This is a genomic window from Streptomyces sp. NPDC006643 (genome assembly GCF_042870175.1).
GTDB lineage: Bacteria > Actinomycetota > Actinomycetes > Streptomycetales > Streptomycetaceae > Streptomyces.
In genome coordinates this window covers 105,314-123,814 of the sequence record NZ_JBIAHA010000028.1, presented here as the reverse complement: position 1 = coordinate 123,814, position 18,501 = coordinate 105,314, and the positions used below count along the sequence as shown (strand labels likewise).

Annotated in this window: 12 protein-coding genes; 10 read left to right on the top strand and 2 right to left on the bottom strand. The window is 72.3% G+C overall.

What is annotated here, in order from left to right; translation table 11 throughout:
• Window positions 1-2,862 carry a lysylphosphatidylglycerol synthase domain-containing protein gene (locus ACFYNU_RS32050; RefSeq protein WP_356586204.1) on the bottom strand — a complete coding sequence of 954 codons (2,862 nt, stop codon included), beginning with the start codon at window positions 2,860-2,862 and terminating at the stop codon, window positions 1-3.
• A 206-nt stretch (window positions 2,863-3,068) separates the two neighbouring features.
• On the opposite strand from ACFYNU_RS32050, the gene ACFYNU_RS32045 reads away from it, so the two are divergent.
• The 6 genes from ACFYNU_RS32045 (at window position 3,069) to nudC (ending at window position 14,347) form a co-directional block, all read left to right on the top strand.
• Window positions 3,069-3,500: an MGMT family protein gene (locus ACFYNU_RS32045; protein ID WP_388768008.1), complete on the top strand. Its 432-nt coding sequence runs from the start codon at window positions 3,069-3,071 to the stop codon at window positions 3,498-3,500.
• 230 nt (window positions 3,501-3,730) lie between these two features.
• Window positions 3,731-7,111 (top strand): ATP-dependent DNA helicase, encoded by a 3,381-nt coding sequence (locus ACFYNU_RS32040; RefSeq protein ID WP_356586206.1) that lies wholly within the window; start codon window positions 3,731-3,733, stop codon window positions 7,109-7,111.
• Between the two features lie 120 nt (window positions 7,112-7,231).
• On the top strand, window positions 7,232-8,170 hold the full coding sequence (locus tag ACFYNU_RS32035) for a hypothetical protein (protein WP_356586208.1): 939 nt from the start codon (window positions 7,232-7,234) through the stop codon (window positions 8,168-8,170).
• A gap of 110 nt (window positions 8,171-8,280) precedes the next feature.
• The gene (locus tag ACFYNU_RS32030; RefSeq protein ID WP_356586210.1) at window positions 8,281-11,943 is read left to right on the top strand and encodes a UvrD-helicase domain-containing protein; all 3,663 of its coding nucleotides are present in this window, start codon (window positions 8,281-8,283) and stop codon (window positions 11,941-11,943) included.
• 9 nt (window positions 11,944-11,952) lie between these two features.
• Window positions 11,953-13,359, top strand: coding sequence for a dipeptidase (locus ACFYNU_RS32025; protein WP_356586212.1), 1,407 nt, complete (start codon window positions 11,953-11,955; stop codon window positions 13,357-13,359).
• Between the two features lie 37 nt (window positions 13,360-13,396).
• Entirely contained in the window at window positions 13,397-14,347 is a 951-nt protein-coding gene (gene nudC / locus ACFYNU_RS32020; protein WP_356586214.1) for an NAD(+) diphosphatase, read from the top strand.
• A gap of 98 nt (window positions 14,348-14,445) precedes the next feature.
• Here the strand turns inward: nudC and ACFYNU_RS32015 are convergent, their stop codons facing one another.
• On the bottom strand, window positions 14,446-14,688 hold the full coding sequence (locus tag ACFYNU_RS32015; RefSeq protein WP_023538817.1) for a mycoredoxin: 243 nt from the start codon (window positions 14,686-14,688) through the stop codon (window positions 14,446-14,448).
• Between the two features lie 151 nt (window positions 14,689-14,839).
• Between ACFYNU_RS32015 and ACFYNU_RS32010 the strand changes: the two genes are divergently transcribed.
• The 4 genes from ACFYNU_RS32010 (at window position 14,840) to ACFYNU_RS31995 (ending at window position 18,405) form a co-directional block, all read left to right on the top strand.
• On the top strand, window positions 14,840-17,041 hold the full coding sequence (locus ACFYNU_RS32010) for an ATP-dependent DNA helicase UvrD2 (RefSeq protein ID WP_388768000.1): 2,202 nt from the start codon (window positions 14,840-14,842) through the stop codon (window positions 17,039-17,041).
• Window positions 17,042-17,195: 154 nt separating this feature from the next.
• Entirely contained in the window at window positions 17,196-17,543 is a 348-nt protein-coding gene (locus ACFYNU_RS32005) for a hypothetical protein (RefSeq protein ID WP_356586216.1), read from the top strand.
• Window positions 17,544-17,716: 173 nt separating this feature from the next.
• Entirely contained in the window at window positions 17,717-18,085 is a 369-nt protein-coding gene (locus tag ACFYNU_RS32000) for a WhiB family transcriptional regulator (RefSeq protein WP_023538814.1), read from the top strand.
• Window positions 18,082-18,405, top strand: coding sequence for a hypothetical protein (locus tag ACFYNU_RS31995; RefSeq protein WP_069630862.1), 324 nt, complete (start codon window positions 18,082-18,084; stop codon window positions 18,403-18,405). Before ACFYNU_RS32000 ends, ACFYNU_RS31995 begins: the two co-directional genes overlap by 4 nt.
• Window positions 18,406-18,501 lie beyond the last annotated feature (96 nt).

The window sequence follows — 18,501 nt, the reverse complement described above, 5'->3', positions numbered from 1 at the left end:
TCAGAGGGCTCCCTTGCGCGTGAGGTGGTTGAAGCAGATCCACCCGGGCAGCACCGGCAGCCACAGGGTCATCATCCGGTACAGCAGCACCGCCGGGGCCGCGACCTCCTTCGGCACCCCTGTCGCGATGAGACCGATCGTCAGCGCGCCCTCGACCGCGCCCACACCGCCCGGCGTCGGCGCCGCCGACCCCAGCGCGTTGCCCGCGAGGAACACGACGGCGATGCTCGCGTAGCTCAGCTGCTGATGCCCGTCGTCGAAGGCCCGGATCGAGGCGTCCAGGCACATCACGAACAGACCGGTCAGCAGCAGCATCCCGCCGATGCCGGTGACCAGCTTCATGGGCCGCTGGAGCACGTCGAGCATGCGCGGCACCACGCCCGCGAACAGCGAACGCAGCCGCGTCACCACGAACTTCCTGAGGAACGGGATCGCGGTGACGACCAGCACCAGCACGGCGACCGTCAGCAGTCCCGCGATCACCGTCCTCGACGGGGTGAGGGAGGTCGTCTTCTCCGTACCGGTGAGATAGCCGAAGGCCAGCAGCAGCAGGATGTGCGCGCCGAGCCCGAACAGCTGCGAGGCGCCGACGCTCGCCACGGCGAGCCCCGGGCGCACGCCCGCGCGTTGCAGGAAGCGGGTGTTGAGGGCCACTCCGCCGACCGCGGCGGGGGCGACGAGCTTGACGAAGGACCCGGCGACCTGGGCGACGACCGTACGCAGGAAGCCCACCCGCTCCGGTACGAAGCCGAGGAGGCTCATCGCGGCGGCGACGTAACTGAGCGCCGAGAACAGGACGGCGGCGGCCACCCAGCCCCAGTGGGTGTTGGCGAAGACATTGCCGAAGTCGATCCCGGCGAGCTGGGTGAGCAGGAAGTACGCGGCGATCGCACCGGCGATGAAGCTGACGAGCGTACGAGGTCTGATGCGCTCGAGCCGGACCGGTTCGACCGGCGCCTGCGGTCTGATCAGCAGCACCTGCCCCCGGATCTGGGAGAGCAGATCCTCCTCGCGCACCTCGTCGAGCGCGTCGTCCATGGCCTTCTTCTCGGCCTGCTTCTCCGCGCGCAGGGATCTGCGGGCCGCCTTGCGCTCGGCGTCCGTGGTCGCAGCCGCCACCTCCGCCGTACGGGCGTGCTTGGCCGCCTCGGTGGCCTGGAGCACCGCGTCGCGCTCCCGCTGGGCCCGCTCACGGGCGAGCCGGCGCAGGGTCGTGCGCGTGGAGCGGCTGAGCGCGATCGGCTGGAGCAGCGGCAGACAGTCGGCGACGGCGTCGGGGCCGAGGACGTCCACGGCGGCGGCCACCGCGCGCTCGGCGCCGATCCGCAGTCCGACCGTGGTGAGGAGCTGCGCGGTGTCCATCCGGAGCACGACATCGCCCGCCGCGATCTCACCGCCGCGCAGATCCGTGACGATCACGTTCCCGTCGCGGTCGACGAGCAGCGCGTCGCCGGTGAGTCTGCGGTGGGCGATACGGCGCGACTGGAGCGCCTTGACCTGCCGCCAGGCGCCCCGCACCAGCTCGTCGGTGATCTCGTCGTCGGACAGCGAGTCCAGGGAGCGCCCGCCCATGTGCTCGTACACCAGGATGACGGCGTCCGGCCCGAGTTCGGAGGTGGCGATCAGCTTGGGGGCGTTGGCGCCGGCGGCGATGGCGGCGTACGCGAGGAGCGCCTCCTGCTCCAGCGCCTGGCGCAGGGAGGGGATCGAGCGGCGGGTGCTGATCGAGCGCAGGGTGAGACGGCGCCAGACTCTGTAGAAGAAGCCCTGCGCCTGCTGTTCCCGGTCGACGACGGTGACGTCCAGCGGTGGGCCCTCGTCGAGGGTCACCAGATAGCGGCGGCCCCGTTCGCCCTGCTCGGTCGATTCGCCGGCGTCCTCCGGCTCGGCGCGCATCGCGCTGACGGGGCGGAAACCCACATGGCGAAGACCCGCCATCAGCGTCTGGCCGGTGGGCCGTACGTTCGGCGAACCGACGGTGTAGAGCGTGCCGTACGCGACGGTCCAGCCGATCAGCACGGTGAGGATGATCGAGAACGGGGTCGTGTAGCCGGCGACCAGCATCGCGAACGCGTCGAGCAGCAGGACCACCCACAGCACGACGCGCCAGCGGGGTCTGCGGGCCATCCCGACGGCGGTCATATAGGCGATGACGGGCGCGAGATAGCCGTGTACGGGGTCGGTGAGTCCCTCGCCGGGCTGGGCGCGGGTGAGGGCGTCCTGGATGGATCCGGGCGCCGCGCGGGCGACCCAGAGATCGGTCGCGAGCGTCACCCCGTGGGCGAGGACGGCGGCGAGCACACCGTCCGCGATCCGCAGGCCGTCGCGTTTGATCAGACGCTCGATCGCGAAGGCGACCGGGACGAGCAGCACGGCGATGCTGGAGATCAGACCGGCGACCTTGACGAGCAGGTCGGGGGCCTGGCCGGTGCCCTTGCTGATGTCCTGTTCGAGGCCGGACGTGGTGCCGTGGGCGAAGGCGGAGAGGCCGATGACGACGGCGATGGCGAGGATGCCGATGAGCAGACGCAGCAGGTCGGAGGGGCGGTGCACGCGGGCGGCGAGCAGCGGTTCGTCGCCGGACAGCGGGTCGGCGTGGCTGCCGGGAGGGGCGTCGCGGCGGACGACCTCGTCGGCGTCGGGGGTGGCGTCGGTGTGGCTTTGCTTGCCGGTGCCGGTGCCGGTGCCGGTGCCGGTGCCGGTGCCGGTGCCGCTGCCGCTGCCGGTGCCCGATCCCGTGCCCGTTTCGGCGCGGGTGTCCTTGCCGGTGGCTGCGTCCCTGCCCGGCTCCGCACCGGCGTCGGGGGCGGATTCCGGGCGCGGCTCGGCATCAGGGGTGCCCGCCACCGTCGGAGGCTGCACGCCCTGCTCCTTCGTCGAATCCGTGTCTTCTTGATCTCGTATCACCAGTCACCGCCCGCATGATGGTGGCACGCCAGGGTGACAGAGGGGGGTATCAGGGTGCATTGAGGAACACCGCGTCGGCTGTGCCGGGGCCGGGCGGCGGCCCGTCCGGCCGGGCCCGGTGGGCGGGCGGACTGTCGGTGGCGTGCGGCAGGATGGGGCGGATGAGGAGCGACGAGCCCGACGAGGTGTCCGGAGATCTGCCCGAGTACGCGGAGCGGGTGCTGGATGTGGCCGACCTGATCCCGCCCGGCCGGGTCATGGCGTACGGCGACATCGCCGAGTGGCTGGGCGAGGGCGGTCCCCGTCAGGTCGGCCGGGCGATGGCGCTGTACGGCGGGGCCGTGCCCTGGTGGCGTGTGGTCCGCTCGGACGGTGCGCTGCTGGCCGGTCATGAGCTGGAGGCCCTGGCGCACTACCGCGAGGAGGCCACCCCCCTGCGGGAGGCCTCGCGCGCCGCCGAAGGCCATCTGCCGCGCCTCGATATGAAACGGGCGCGATGGGACGGCCGCCCGCCGGAAACGGGCAGGGACGCGGGCGCTGATGACGCGGGCGCTGATTGGGACAGGGATACGGGCGGCGCTGCTCACATCTGACAGTTTCTGACATTCCGCCGCGCCGCGGGCGATCGGGCCGGTTCGCTGGGGACCGTACGGATGACCGCGCCCCGCGATCACCGCGCCCCCGGCAGCCACCGAGGCCGTCAGATCATCAGGCGGACTCGCCGCTTCCGCGCCGTCCCCCGGCGTAGCCTCGTCAGCTCGCGACCCACAGACCTCAGAAAGCCCCGTCACCACCAGCACCCCCTCCAGGACCGGCGATCCACGTGAGCTCCTCCTCCTTCACCGGGCGTACCCCGCACCGTCGGGTACGGCAGCGGACTTCCGGTGCGTACCGACTGCTGCGCACAGCGCCGGTCGCGGCGGATCCCCCTGTGCTGGACGCAGCGCAGCGCCCGGTGGTTGACCATGACCGCGGACCGTTGCTCGTCCTCGCGGGGCCCGGCACGGGGAAGACGACCACGCTGGTCGAGAGCGTCGCCGCGCGGGTCGCGCGCGGCGCCGATCCGGAACGGATGCTCGTCCTCACCTTCAGCCGCAAGGCCGCCGTCGAACTGCGCGACCGTACGGCGGTCAGGCTGGGCGGCGCGCAGGGGCCGCAGGCGACCACGTTCCACTCATTCTGTTACGCGCTGATCCGTGCCCACCAGGAGGCCGACCTCTTCACCGAGCCGCTGCGGCTGCTCTCGGGACCGGAGCAGGACGTCGCCGTACGGGACCTGCTCGCCGGCCAGCTCGACCTGGAGCGCCAGGGGCTGGCGCGCGTCCGCTGGCCCGACGAGCTGCGGGCCTGCCTCACCACGCGCGGCTTCGCCGACGAGGTACGCGCGGTGCTCGCCCGCAGCCGTGAACTGGGGCTCGGCCCGGACTCCCTGGGTGCCTTCGCGCGGCGCACGGGCCGCCCCGACTGGACGGCCGCCGCCTCCTTCCTCGCCGAATACCTCGACGTCCTGGACATGCAGGGCGTCCTCGACTACTCGGAACTGGTCCATCGGGCCGTGCTGCTCGCCGAGCGGCCCGAGGTCGCGGCGCACCTGGCCGACCGGTACGACGCGGTGTTCGTCGACGAGTACCAGGACACCGACCCGGCGCAGGTCAGACTGCTCAGGGCGGTCGCCGGGCACGGGCGCACGCTGGTCGCGTTCGGCGACCCGGACCAGTCCATCTACGCCTTCCGGGGCGCCGATGTGAACGGCATCCTCGACTTCCCGGACGCCTTCCCGCGCGCCGACGGCCGGCCGGCCCCGGTGGAGGTCCTGACGACCTCCCGGCGCGCCGGCGCGGCGCTGCTCGCCGCGACCCGGCTACTGACCCGCAGGATGCCGCTGAACCGGCTGCCCGCCGAGAAGGTACGGGCTCACCGCGAGCTGGCGGCGGTCCGCGAGGGCGGCCGGGTCGAGACGTACACCTATCCGACCGCCTCGACCGAACTGGAGAACGTCGCCGACATCCTGCGGCGCGCGCATCTTGAAGAGGGCGTGCCGTGGAGCGAGATGGCGGTGCTGGTACGTGCCGGAGGCCGGACGATCCCGGCCGTGCGACGGGCGCTGACCTCGGCGGGCGTGCCGCTGGAGATCGACGGCGACGATGTGCCACTGCGTCACGAACCGGCGGTGTCGCCGCTGCTGACGGCGCTGCGCGCGGTCGCCACGGCGGCGGTGCGGTCGGCACGGGGGGAGACGGAGAGCGGGGCGGAGCCGGACGTCGCGGACACCGGCCCGGACGCCTCCACCTCCGCTGACGCCGACGGCGGTGCCGAAGCCGAGGGCGGCGACGGGCTCGACGTCGAGACCGCGCTCGCGCTGCTCACCTCCCCCCTCGGCGGCATGGACGCCGCCGACCTCCGCCGCCTCGGCCGGGCGCTGCGCGACGAGGAGCGGGCCGCCGGCAACCGCGTACCGCCGCCCTCGGACGTACTCCTGGCCCGTGCCCTCGCCGAACCGCAGCGGCTCGTCACCCACGACCCCGCCCACGCGCGCGGCGCGCAGCGGCTCGGCGCGCTGCTCGCCAAGGCACGCGACCTGCTGGCGGGCGGCGGCACCGCCGAGGAGGCGCTCTGGGAGCTGTGGGACGGCACCCCCTGGCCGGCCAGGCTGGAGAGGTCCGCCCTGCGCGGCGGGGCCGCGGGCCGTAACGCCGACCGCGACCTCGACGCCGTGTGCGCCCTGTTCGACGCCGCGGCACGGGCCGAGGAACGCACCGGCGGGCGCGGCGCCCTCAACTTCCTTGAGGAGATCGACGCACAGGACATCGCCGCCGACACGCTCAGCGGCAGGGCCGTACGCCCCGACGCCGTCCGTCTGATGACCGCGCACCGCTCCAAGGGCCTTGAGTGGCGGCTCGTCGTCGTCGCGGGAGTCCAGGAGGGGCTCTGGCCCGACCTCCGGCGTCGCGGCTCTCTTCTGGAGGCGGACAGGATCGGCCGCGACGGCCTGGCCGAGCCCCTGACTCCCGGCGCCCTCCTCACGGAGGAGCGACGCCTCTTCTACGTGGCGGCGACCCGCGCCCGTGAACGACTCGTCGTCACGGCGGTCAAGGCGCCCGCCGACGACGGCGACCAGCCGTCCCGCTTCCTCACCGAACTCGGCGTCGACCCCAAGGACGTCACCGGCCGGCCGCGCCGCCCGCTGGCCGTCGCCGCGCTCGTGGCCGAGCTGCGCGCCACGACCGTCGACCCGCGGGCGACACCGGTGCTGCGCGACGCGGCGGCCCGCCGCCTCGCCCGGCTCGCCGCGCTCAGCGACGAGGAGGGCCAGCCACTCGTCCCCACCGCCCATCCGGACCGCTGGTGGGGGCTGTACGAGCCGACGCACAGCGCCGTCCCCCTGCGCGACAGGGACCGGCCCGTCGCGCTCTCCGGCAGCGCGCTGGACCAACTCGCCAACACCTGCGCCCTCCAGTGGTTCCTGGGCCGCGAGGTCAAGGCGGACGAACTGTCCACGGCCGCGCAGGGCTTCGGCAACGTCGTCCACGTCCTGGCGGACGAGGTGGCCTCCGGCCGTACCCCCGCCGACCTCGCCGTCCTCATGGAGCGCCTCGACTCCGTCTGGGACGGACTCGCCTTCGACGCGCCCTGGAAGTCCCAGCAGGAGAAGAAGCACGCGCGCGTGGCGCTGGAGCGCTTCCTGCGCTGGCATGTGATGGACCGCGCCGGGCGTACCCCGGCGGCCACCGAGCACGCCTTCGACGTCACCCTGGAGGCGGGCGCGTACGAGGTACGGATCCGGGGCTCAATGGACCGCGTGGAGCAGGACCCCCAAGGGCGCGCCTACGTGGTCGACTTCAAGACCGGCAAGGCCGCTCCTACCAAGGAAGAGGTCGCGCACCACCCGCAGCTCGCCGTGTATCAGCTCGCGGTGGGGGAGGGCGCGGTGGACGAGGTCTTCGACGGGCGGCGACCGGAGCCGGGCGGCGCCGAACTCGTACAACTGAGGCAGGCCGCGGCCAAGAAGGAAGGCGGCGAGGACCTGCCCAAGATCCAGGCGCAGGAGCCGCTGGCGGGTGAGTGGGTCGGCGATCTGCTGGCTACGGCGGCCGGGCGCGTCCTGGACGAACGCTTCACCCCCAGCGCCGGCCAGCACTGCGCGCACTGCTCCTTCCGCGCCTCGTGCAGCGCGCGGCCGGAAGGGCAGCAGATCGTGGAGTGAGTGCCTCTCCCGGATGAATCCCCTCGTGCACATGCACCCTTCGCGACTCCTCACACGGCCGGAAAGGGAACGGCACCCGGGCACGGCGTGCGAAACGTGCCAGAGGTGCGAGGAGAGACGATGACCGCGATCAGAAGGAAGTTCCTGATGCCGGCGCTGGTGGGCGCCATTACCGTGGCCGGTGCGGCGAGTTGCGCCACCGGCGGCGCCGCCCATGTGGCGGCGGGCACGGCCGAGAAGGAGGCGGCGGCTGCCGCGAAGCGGGCGACCGCGCAGTCGACGGGAGCCACGGATCCGTTCGCGGGCCTGACCGCCGAGCGGATCGCCCGCGAGGCCGTGACGGCGACCAAGGGCGCGCCGTCGCTGCGTCTGACGGCGGAGGGTACGGAGGACGGGCGACGCCTCAAGGTCGACTTCTCGCTGGACAAGGACGGCACGTGCACGGGGGGACTGCGCCGGGACGACAGCGAGGCGGAGTTCGCCGTGGTGAAGGGCGTCACGTACGTCAGGGGCGACGACGAGTTCTGGCGGTCGATCGCGTCCGGCGAGAACGACGTGACCGACGCGAACGACGAGACCGGTGGGAACGACGCGAACGACCAGACCGGCGCGAACGACGAGACCGGTGCGAACGACGTGAACGCCGACACCGGCATGGCCGACGAACTGGTCGCGTCGCTGCGGGGCAAGTGGCTCCACATCCCCGCGGGCGCCGGCGCCTCCGCCCGCGCGCTCGGCGGCGCGTGCGACCTGGACGCGATGCTGGACGGCGTGCACGCCGCCGACGCCAAGGGTCTCACCAGAGGCGCAGCCGCCGAGGTCGAAGGCCGCAAGGCGGCGACGCTGGTGAAGCGGGAGACCGACGGGACCCGCACGGCCTATGTGGCGGCCGAGGGGAAGCCCTATCTGCTGAAGACGGTCAGCGAGGGCGGCCAGGCGCCGGGCACGGTCCTCTTCACGGACTTCGGCGTGCCGGTCAAGGCCGCGGCGCCGGCCGCCGCCGAGACCGTCGACCTGCGTGACCTCCGGCGGTCGACGAGCGGGTCACCCGCCCTGTGAGGCGCCGGGGACCCCTGACGGTCCGGCAGCCGGCCCGTCGGCCATGACGTCCCGATCTGTCCGATGTGCCCGGCGTCCGCCTGTCAGTGGTCCCCGATAGCCTCTCTGAAGTGTCCGCACGTATCACCGACCCCGCGCAGCTCAACGAACTCCTCGGCATCCCGTTCACCCCGGAGCAGACGGCGTGCATCACCGCACCGCCCGCGCCGCAGGTGATCGTCGCCGGGGCGGGCTCGGGCAAGACGACGGTGATGGCCGCGCGCGTGGTGTGGCTGGTGGGCACCGGCCAGGTCGCCCCCGAACAGGTCCTCGGGCTCACCTTCACCAACAAGGCGGCGGCCGAGCTGGCCGAGCGGGTCCGCACCGCGCTCGTACGGGCCGGGGTGACCGACCCCGATCTGCTCGACCAGGACAACCCGCCGGGCGAGCCCCGCATCTCCACCTACCACGCGTTCGCCGGGCAGCTCCTCACCGACCACGGGCTGCGGATAGGGCTGGAGCCGACCGCCCGGCTGCTCGCCGACGCCACGCGCTACCAACTCGCCGCGCGGGTGCTGAAGGAAGCCCCCGGCCCGTACCCCTCCCTGACCCGGTCGTTCCCCGCCCTGGTCGGCGATCTGCTGGCGCTCGACGCCGAGTTGGCCGAGCATCTCGTGCCGACCGGCGACCTCGCCGCGTACGACACCGAACTGCTGCACACCCTCGAAGCCGCCCGGCTCAGCAACGCCGACCTGCGCAAGGTGCCCGAGACCGCCACCGCCCGCCGTGAACTCCTCGATCTGGTGGAGCGCTACCGGGCGGCCAAGAGCGCCCGCGACCTGCTCGACTTCGGCGACCAGATCGCCCTCTCCGCGCGGCTGGCCCTCACCAGGCCCGAGGTCGGCCGCATCCTGCGGGACGAGTTCCGCGTCGTCCTGCTGGACGAGTACCAGGACACGTCCGTGGCCCAACGCCTGCTCCTGTCCGGCCTCTTCGGCGCCGGCACCGGCCACGCCGTGACGGCCGTCGGCGACCCCTGTCAGGCGATCTACGGCTGGCGCGGTGCCTCAGTCGCCAACCTGGACGACTTCCCCTCCCACTTCCCGTTCGGCGACGGCACCCCCGCGGCCCGCTTCTCGCTCAGCGAGAACCGCCGCAGTGGTGGCCGCCTGCTCGATCTCGCCAACGGCCTCGCGGCGCCGCTGCGCGCCATGCACGCGGGCGTGGAGGCCCTGCGTCCCGCGCCCGGCGCCGAACGCGACGGCATCGTGCGGTGCGCCCTTCTCCGTACCCATGCCGACGAGTTGGACTGGCTCGCCGACTCCGTGGCGCATCTGGTGCGCACGGGCAAGGAGCCCGGCCAGATCGCGGTACTGTGCCGCACCGCCGGTGACTTCCCCGCGATCCAGAGCGCGCTGGTCGCCCGTGACGTGCCCGTCGAGGTCGTCGGTCTCTCCGGGCTGCTGCATCTTCCGGAGGTCGCCGACCTCGTGGCGATGTGCGAGGTCCTCCAGGATCCCGGCGCCAACGCCTCCTTGGTACGGCTGCTCACCGGCCCGCGCTGGCGGATCGGCCCCCGAGACCTGGCCCTCCTCGGCCGCCGCGCGCGCCTGCTGGTCCACCGCGCGGGCGGCGCCGACGCGGACGACATCGACGAACGGCTGGCGGCGGCAGTCGAGGGCACCGACCCCGCCGAGGTGATATCGCTCGCCGACGCGCTCGACACGTTCCTGGAGTCGGCCGGCGGCAAGGACGACGGTCTGCCGTTCTCGGCCGCCGCGCGCGTCCGGTTCGCCCGGCTCGCCGCCGAACTGCGTGATCTGCGCCGCTCGCTGGCCGACCCGCTGATGGACGTCCTGCACCGGGTCCTCGCCACCACCGGCCTGGAGGTCGAACTCTCCGCGTCGCCGCACGCCCTGGCCGCGCGCCGGCGCGAGACCCTCGGCAACTTTCTCGACACGGCGGCCTCCTTCGCCGCGCTCGACGGGGACGCCACGCTCCTCGCCTTCCTCGCCTTCCTGAGGACGGCCGCGCAGTACGAGAAGGGACTCGACAACGCGCTGCCGGGCGGCGAGAACACGGTCAAGGTCCTCACCGCGCACAAGTCCAAGGGACTGGAGTGGGACGTCGTGGCCGTCCCCGGGCTGGTCACCGGGCAGTTCCCCAACAACAAGGCGCGCGAGGCCTGGACGTCCCAGTCGAAGGTCCTGCCGCACGCCCTGCGCGGTGACGCCCCGACGCTCCCGGAGGTGCCCGAGTGGGACGCCAAGGGCCTCAAGGAGTTCAAGGACGAGATGCGCGCACACCAGCACACGGAGGAACTGCGCCTCGGCTACGTGACGTTCACCCGCCCGCGCACGCTGCTGCTGGGCTCCGGCCACTGGTGGGGCCCTACCCAGAAGCGCGCCCGCGGCCCCTCGGACTTCCTGAACGCCCTGCACGACCACTGCGCGGCCGGCTTCGGCGAGATCGAGGTGTGGGCCGACGAGCCGCCGGAGACGGAGGAGAATCCCGCCCTGCTCGCGGCGGCCGAGACCCGGGCGTGGCCGCTCCCGCTGGACCCGGAGTCCCTGGCCCGCCGCCGCACGGCGGCGGACACGGTCCTGGCGCATCTGGACGCGCTGACGGCCTCGCCCGGGGCCGGAGAGCCGCCGTACGACGAAGCGGCGCCGGAGGAGCCCGACGCCCCCCTGTACGACCCGGCGGAGGAGCCCGCCGAGTGGGCGGCCGAGGAGTGGGAGCGGGACGAGTGGGAGCACGACGACCTGGCGGACTGGGACGACTGGGAGACGGGACGCGAACACCCGCAGCTCGGGGAGGCACCGCAGCACCGTGAGACCCCAGAGACCCCGGAGACCCCGCGGACCGCGGACCGGCTGCCGGCCCCCCGTACTCCGGCCGACCCACCCCCGGCCTCGGACCCGGCCTCCGAAAGAGGCGGGCCCCGCGAACGCCTCACGCCCGAGGAGACCCGCACCCTCGCCTCCTGGGACCGCGACCTCGACGCGCTCTCCGGCGAGCTGCTGCGCGCCCGCGCACGCGTGCGTGACGTGCCCGTACCGCCATCGCTCTCGGCCTCTCAACTCCTTCGCCTCGCCGCCGACCCCGACGGCTTCGCGCAGGAGCTGGCCCGCCCCATGCCCCGGCCGCCGCACCGCGCGGCCCGTCGCGGCACCCGGTTCCACGCCTGGGTGGAGTCGCGGTTCGATGAGCTGCCGCTGCCGCTGCTCGGCCCCGACGAACTGCCCGGCGGCGCCGACGACGAGCCGGAGATCGCCGACGAACGGGATCTGGCGGCTCTGAAGGAGGCCTTCGACCGCACCCCGTACGCCCGGCGCACGCCGTACCGCGTCGAGGCGCCGTTCCAGCTCACCCTCGCCGGCCGGGTGATCCGGGGGCGTATCGACGCGGTGTACCGCGACGTCGACCCGGCGACGGACACCGTGACGTACGAGATCGTCGACTGGAAGACCGGCCGCGGCCGTACCGCCGACCCGCTCCAGCTCGCCGTCTACCGCCTGGCCTGGGCCGAGCAGCACGGCATCCCGCCGGACGCGGTCACGGCCACCTTCCTCTACGTACGGAGCGGCGAGACCGTACGCCCCGAGGGCCTGCCCGGCCGCACCGAACTGGAACGCGTCCTCCTTTACGGCACGGACGACGGCACGGACGACGACGTGCACGGGGGCACGGGCGCCGACGGAGACCCCTCCGCCCCCGTCACTGGCGAGCACACGCCAGAGCCCCATCTCGAACGGCGAACGGCAGACGAGAGCACCCCCGGAGCCGGATAGGCTCGACACATGAGCGAGACCCCGGACAGCGCCGTCCGTACGCACACCCGTGACTACATCCGGTCCCACCGTGCGGCCTTCCTCGACGATCTCGCCGAGTGGCTGCGCATCCCGTCGGTCTCGGCCCAGCCCGACCACGACGCGGACGTACGGCGCAGCGCCGACTGGCTCGCGGCGAAACTTCGCGAGACCGGCTTCCCCGTCGCGGAGGTCTGGGAGACGCCCGGCGCCCCCGCCGTCTTCGCCGAGTGGCCGTCCGAGGACCCGGATGCCCCGGTCGTCCTGGTCTACGGCCACCACGACGTACAGCCCGCGGCCCGCGAGGACGGCTGGCACACCGACCCCTTCGAACCCGTCGTCCGGGACGGCCGGCTGTACGCGCGCGGCGCCGCCGACGACAAGGGGCAGGTGTTCTTCCACACACTCGGCGTCCGCGCCCATCTCGCCGTCACCGGCCGCACCACCCCCGCCGTACATCTGAAACTGCTCGTCGAGGGCGAGGAGGAGTCCGGCTCACCCCACTTCCGCGCCCTCGTCGAACAGCGCGCGGCCCGTCTCGCCGCCGACGCCGTGATCGTCTCCGACACCGGCATGTGGTCCGAGGACACCCCCACGGTCTGCACCGGGATGCGCGGCCTCGCGGAGTGCGAGATCGAGCTGTACGGCCCCGACCAGGACATCCACTCCGGCTCCTTCGGCGGCGCCGTACCCAACCCGGCGACCGTCGCCGCCCGCCTCGTGGCGGCGCTGCACGACGAGCACGAGCGGGTCACCGTGCCCGGCTTCTACGACGGCGTCACGCCGCTCAGCGACGCCGAGCGTGCGCTGATCGCCGAGCTGCCCTTCGACGAGGACGCCTGGCTGCGTACGGCCAAGTCGCACAGCACACTCGGCGAGGCGGGCCACTCCACCCTGGAGCGCGTCTGGGCCCGCCCCACCGCCGAGGTCAACGGCATGGGCGGCGGCTACCAGGGCCCCGGCGGCAAGACGATCATCCCGTCGTCCGCCCGGCTGAAGCTCTCGTTCCGGCTCGTCGCCGGCCAGGACCCGCACCGGATCGAGCGGGCCGTCGCCGACTGGGTCGACACCAGGATCCCGGCCGGGATCCGCCACAAGACCACCTTCGCCGCGGGCACGCGCCCCTGTCTGACCCCGCTGGACCATCCCGCGCTCCGGTCGGTCGCACGGGCCATGGGCCGCGCCTTCGACCAGAAGATCCTCTTCACCCGAGAGGGCGGCTCGGGACCCGCCGCCGACCTCCAGGACGTGCTCGGCGCACCCGTGCTGTTCCTGGGCATCTCCGTACCGTCCGACGGCTGGCACGCGCCCGACGAGAAGGTCGAGATCGACCTTCTTATGAAGGGCGTGGAGACGACCGCCTACCTCTGGAGCGATCTCGCCGCCGCTCTCCGCTGAACAGACACCCATCCATCCGGGGGAGTTGGAAGTACCAGTGAGTACCACCACCAGCGGCGGAGGCTCCGCCGCAGACCGGCCGATCGTCCTCGCCGCCCACAGCGGCATCGACCGGGCCGCGCACCACCGCCTCGACGAGGCGTGGCTGGCCGCGGCCTGGAGTCACCCGACGACGCGGGTCTTCGTCGTCTCCGCCGGTCAGGTGCTGATAGACGACACCCCGGACGGCCGCACCGAACTCGTCATGACCCCGTCCTTCGAGGCGCCCCTCACCGAGACCCACCGCTACTTCCTCGGTACGGACGAGGACGGAGTCAGCTACTTCGCGCTCCAGAAGGACTCGCTGCCGGGCCGTATGGACCAGTCGGCGCGCCCCGCGGGGCTGCGCGAGGCTGGGCTGCTGCTGTCCCCGCGCGACGCGGGCCTGATGGTCCACGCCGTGGCGCTGGAGAACTGGCAGCGGCTGCACCGCTTCTGCTCACGCTGCGGCGAACGCACGGTGATCGCGGCGGCGGGCCATATCCGCCGCTGCCCGGCGTGCGGCGCCGAGCACTACCCCCGTACCGATCCCGCCGTGATCATGCTCGTCACCGACGAACAGGACCGCGCGCTCCTCGGCCGCCAGGTGCACTGGCCGGAGGGCCGGTTCTCGACGCTGGCGGGCTTCGTGGAACCGGGCGAGTCGATCGAACAGTCCGTGGTCCGCGAGGTGTTCGAGGAGGCGGGCATCACGGTCGGCGACGTGGAGTACATCGCGAGCCAGCCCTGGCCGTTCCCCTCCAGCCTGATGCTGGGCTTCATGGCCCGTGCCACGTCCTCCGAGATCACCGTGGACGGCGACGAGATCCAGGAGGCGCGCTGGTTCTCCCGCGACGACCTGCGGGTCGCGATCGAGTCGGGCGAGGTCCTGCCGCCGTCGGGCATCTCGATCGCGGCGCGGCTGACGGAGCTGTGGTACGGAAAGCCGCTGCCGAAGCCGCTGAACTGACCGGAGCCAGAGCCGGAGCCGGAACGGGAACTGGATTCGGCACCGGAAGACACGAGAGCCCCCGCCGGACCGGCGGGGGCTCTCGTGCGGAGGACGGCTCAGGCGCCGACCTTCTGCTTGACCTGCGCGAGCGACGGGTTCGTCAGCGTCGAACCGTCGTCGAAGAGCAAGGTCGGCACCGTCTGGTTGCCGCCGTTGGCCTTCTCGACGAACGCCGCCGAATCCGGGTCCTGCTCGATGTTGATCTCGGTGTACGCGATGCCTTCGCGGTCCATCTGGCCCTTGAGCCGACGGCAGTATCCGCACCACGTGGTGCTGTACATCGTCACGGTCCCCGGCATGTCTTCTCGCGCTCCTCTGGCAGGCTCGAAATGTCTTCGCTGTCAGGTGAACGTACGTGACCTGGTCACCATTCCCGTACTTGTACGACCAACGGGGCTCCCCTGTGGACAAGTGCGGCACCAGCCCCACGAGACCTGGCAGCATGGCGGGGTGACAGCAGCAACGCACTCCCCACTGTTCCCGCAGGATTCCGACGGCAGCCAGTTCGTGGCCCCGCCGCGCGACGCCGACGCGGTGCTCGACGGGCTCGACCCCGAGCAGCGCGAGGTCGCGACGGCGCTGCACGGTCCGGTGTGCGTGCTGGCCGGTGCCGGCACGGGCAAGACGCGCGCGATCACCCACCGCATCGCGTACGGCGTCCGGGCCGGGATCCTCCAGCCCGCCAGCGTCCTCGCCGTCACGTTCACCAACCGGGCGGCGGGGGAGATGCGCGGACGGCTGCGCCAGCTCGGCTCCGGCGGTGTCCAGGCGCGCACGTTCCACTCGGCGGCGCTGCGCCAGCTCCAGTACTTCTGGCCCAAGGTGGTCGGCGGCGAGCTGCCCCGTCTGCTGGAGCGCAAGGTCCAGCTGGTCGCGGAGTCGGCGGCCCGCTGCCGCATCCGGCTCGACCGCAACGAGTTGAGGGACGTCACCGGCGAGATCGAGTGGGCCAAGGTCACCCAGACCGTCCCCGCCGACTATCCGGCCGCCGTCGCCAAGTCCCACCGCGACGCCCCGCGCGATCCGGCGGAAATCGGCCAGATCTACGCGATGTACGAACAGCTCAAACGAGACAGGTCGGTGATCGACTTCGAGGACGTCCTGCTCCTCACGGTCGGTATCCTCCAGGACCGGCACGACATCGCCGACCAGATCCGCGGTCAGTACCAGCACTTCGTGGTGGACGAGTACCAGGACGTGAGCCCGCTCCAACAGCGCCTCCTCGAACTGTGGATGGGCGACCGGGAGAATCTGTGCGTCGTCGGCGACGCCAGCCAGACGATCTACTCGTTCACCGGCGCCACCCCCGACCATCTGCTGAACTTCCGCACGCGCCACCCGAACGCGACGATGGTGAAGCTGGTCCGTGACTACCGCTCCACCCCCCAGGTCGTCCACCTGGCCAACGGTCTGCTGAATCAGGCCAGGGGCCGCGCCGCCGAGCACCGGCTGGAACTGATCTCGCAGCGCGACGCGGGCCCCGAGCCCGTCTACACGGAGTACGCGGACGAGCCGGCCGAGGCCGAAGGCACCGCGCGCCGTATCCGCGACCTCGTCGCGGCGGGCGTCCCGGCCGGCGAGATCGCCGTCCTGTACCGGATCAACGCCCAGTCGGAGGTCTACGAACAGGCACTCGCCGACGCCGGAGTGCCCTACCAACTCCGGGGCGCCGAGCGGTTCTTCGAGCGCCAGGAGGTACGGGAGGCGGGCGCCGCCCTGCGCGGCGCGGCCCGCTTCGGCGGCAACGACTCCCTGCTGGACGACGTCGTGGACCTGCCGTCACAGGTGCGGGCCGTCCTCTCCACCAAGGGCTGGACCACCGAACCTCCCACGGGCTCCGGCGCCGTGCGCGACCGGTGGGAGTCGCTGGCCGCGCTCGTGCGGCTTTCCGAGGACTTCGTACGGGCCAAGCCGGAGGCGACCCTCGGCGATCTGGTGGCGGAGCTGGACGAGCGCGCCGCCGCCCAGCACGCGCCGACGGTCCAGGGAGTCACCCTCGCCTCCCTCCACGCGGCCAAGGGCCTGGAGTGGGACGCGGTGTTCCTGGTCGGACTGACCGAGGGCATGATGCCGATCACGTACGCCAAGACCGACGAACAGGTCGAGGAGGAGCGCCGGCTCCTCTACGTGGGCGTCACCCGCGCCCGGCTGCACATCTCCCTTTCGTGGGCGCTCTCCAGGGCCCCCGGTGGCCGGGCCTCCCGGCGCCCCACCCGCTTCCTGAGCGGTCTGCGGCCGGGCTCAGCGGCCCCGGGGACCCGGGGCGCGGGCGCGGCGGCGGGCGGCGCCGCCGAGCGCGGCGGCCGGCGCAAGCGGCGCGGCCCGGTGCTGTGCCGTGTCTGCGGCACGACGCTCACGGACGCGGGCGAGATGAAGCTGATGCGCTGCGAGGGCTGCCCCTCGGACATGGACGAGGGGCTGTATGAGCGGCTGCGCGAGTGGCGCTCAGACCAGGCGAAGCAGCTGGGCCAGCCCGCCTACTGCGTGTTCACCGACAAGACGCTGATGGCGATCGCCGAGTCCGTCCCGGGCGACGACGGCGAGCTGTCCAGGATCTCCGGCGTCGGCGGTCGCAAGCTGGAGCGGTTCGGAGCCGATGTCCTTGCCATCTGCGCAGGTGAGGAGCTTGTTGGGGAGGACGAGGAGAGCTGATACAAACTCGTCGAGAAAATAGTTTGCGCCCGCCCCGCGAATCACCATAGGTTCTTAACCACGGGAACGGCGGGCTTCTCCGAAGCCCTGTCCCCGTGCTCTACTTGTCCGAAGTGGTATCCGGATTTCGATACGCCGAGAGGAGGCGATTCCAGTGATCAGCATCAACAGCAAGTTCGTCAGCACCGCCAAAATGACCGATCGCTCGGTCGTCTCCGCCTGCTCTCTCGACGTTCTGCGTCCCGGTTTGCTCGCCACTGAAGGATCTTCGTTCGTCACCACAGGTCTGTCCGGCGTCGGCGCCGGCCGGATCAACCCCGTGGCTCTCCTTGTCACGGGCGGCAATGAGCGACCGAGCAAGGCACTGGCAGCAGAAGTAGCAGCAGCAGAGGCCCAGGCCTATGCGTTTGCGGCAGCCGGTGCCGAATCGAAGAAGCAGACCAAGCAGCACCACACGATGTGGGCCATCCGTGGGCCTGAACCCTGGAGAGATCCAGCCTGATTCAAGATCAGGCCGGCGCCTTCAGGGCCGCGGAACCCCACCCGGGATCCGCGGCCCTTCTGTTTGTCCCGAACGGGACGGATGGAGCGAAGGGGCCTCGGGAGAAGACACCACCCGGTACCAGCCGACACCTGGCCAACAGGCCGGACCGACCAGACGAGGAAGACACCACCGTGCAACTCGAAGCGCACGCCCCGTCCGTACCGCCTTCCGAAACGATCGACCAGGCCCGCACCACGGAGGACTCCACCTTGACCCCGCTCACCGCGCTCACCGCGCTCGACGACGCCATCGAGAACCTCGGCGTACCCGTTCCCTGCCGTGCCTACGACCCGGAGGTCTTCTTCGCGGAGTCCCCGGCCGACGTCGAGTACGCCAAGTCGCTCTGCCGCACCTGCCCGCTGATGGAGGCTTGCCTCGCCGGCGCCAAGGAGCGGCGTGAGCCGTGGGGTGTCTGGGGCGGCGAGCTTTTCATCCAGGGTGTGGTCGTGGCCCGCAAGCGGCCCCGTGGCCGTCCGCGCAAGAACCCGGTCGCGGCATGAACGCCACCGGCACCATCGACCGCCCTTTCACGCACGATCCCAAGAAGCAGGCCCCTATGACCTCTTCCCTGCGAGAGCCGTCCGGCTCCGCCATTTCAGCTGTCAGTACCACCGGCGCGAGCGACTCGCGTCAGAACAGGACCCGCGAGATGCAACTCATCCCAGAAGCCATGGCACGCGCGCATATGACCGAGCGCCTGCGTGAAGCCGACGCGGAACGCCAGGCCGTGCGCCTGGTCGCCGCCCGGCGGATGCAGCGCCGCGCCGAGCGCGTGTCGATGCGCGCCCGACGCGCGCTGGCCATGGCGGTCATGAACTGACCACCACCGGCCGGGCGCGACAACGCCTCAAGCCATGAACACCACTGCGGGGGCCGGTCCGAAAGGACCGGCCCCCGCAGTGCGTCGTCGGGCCGC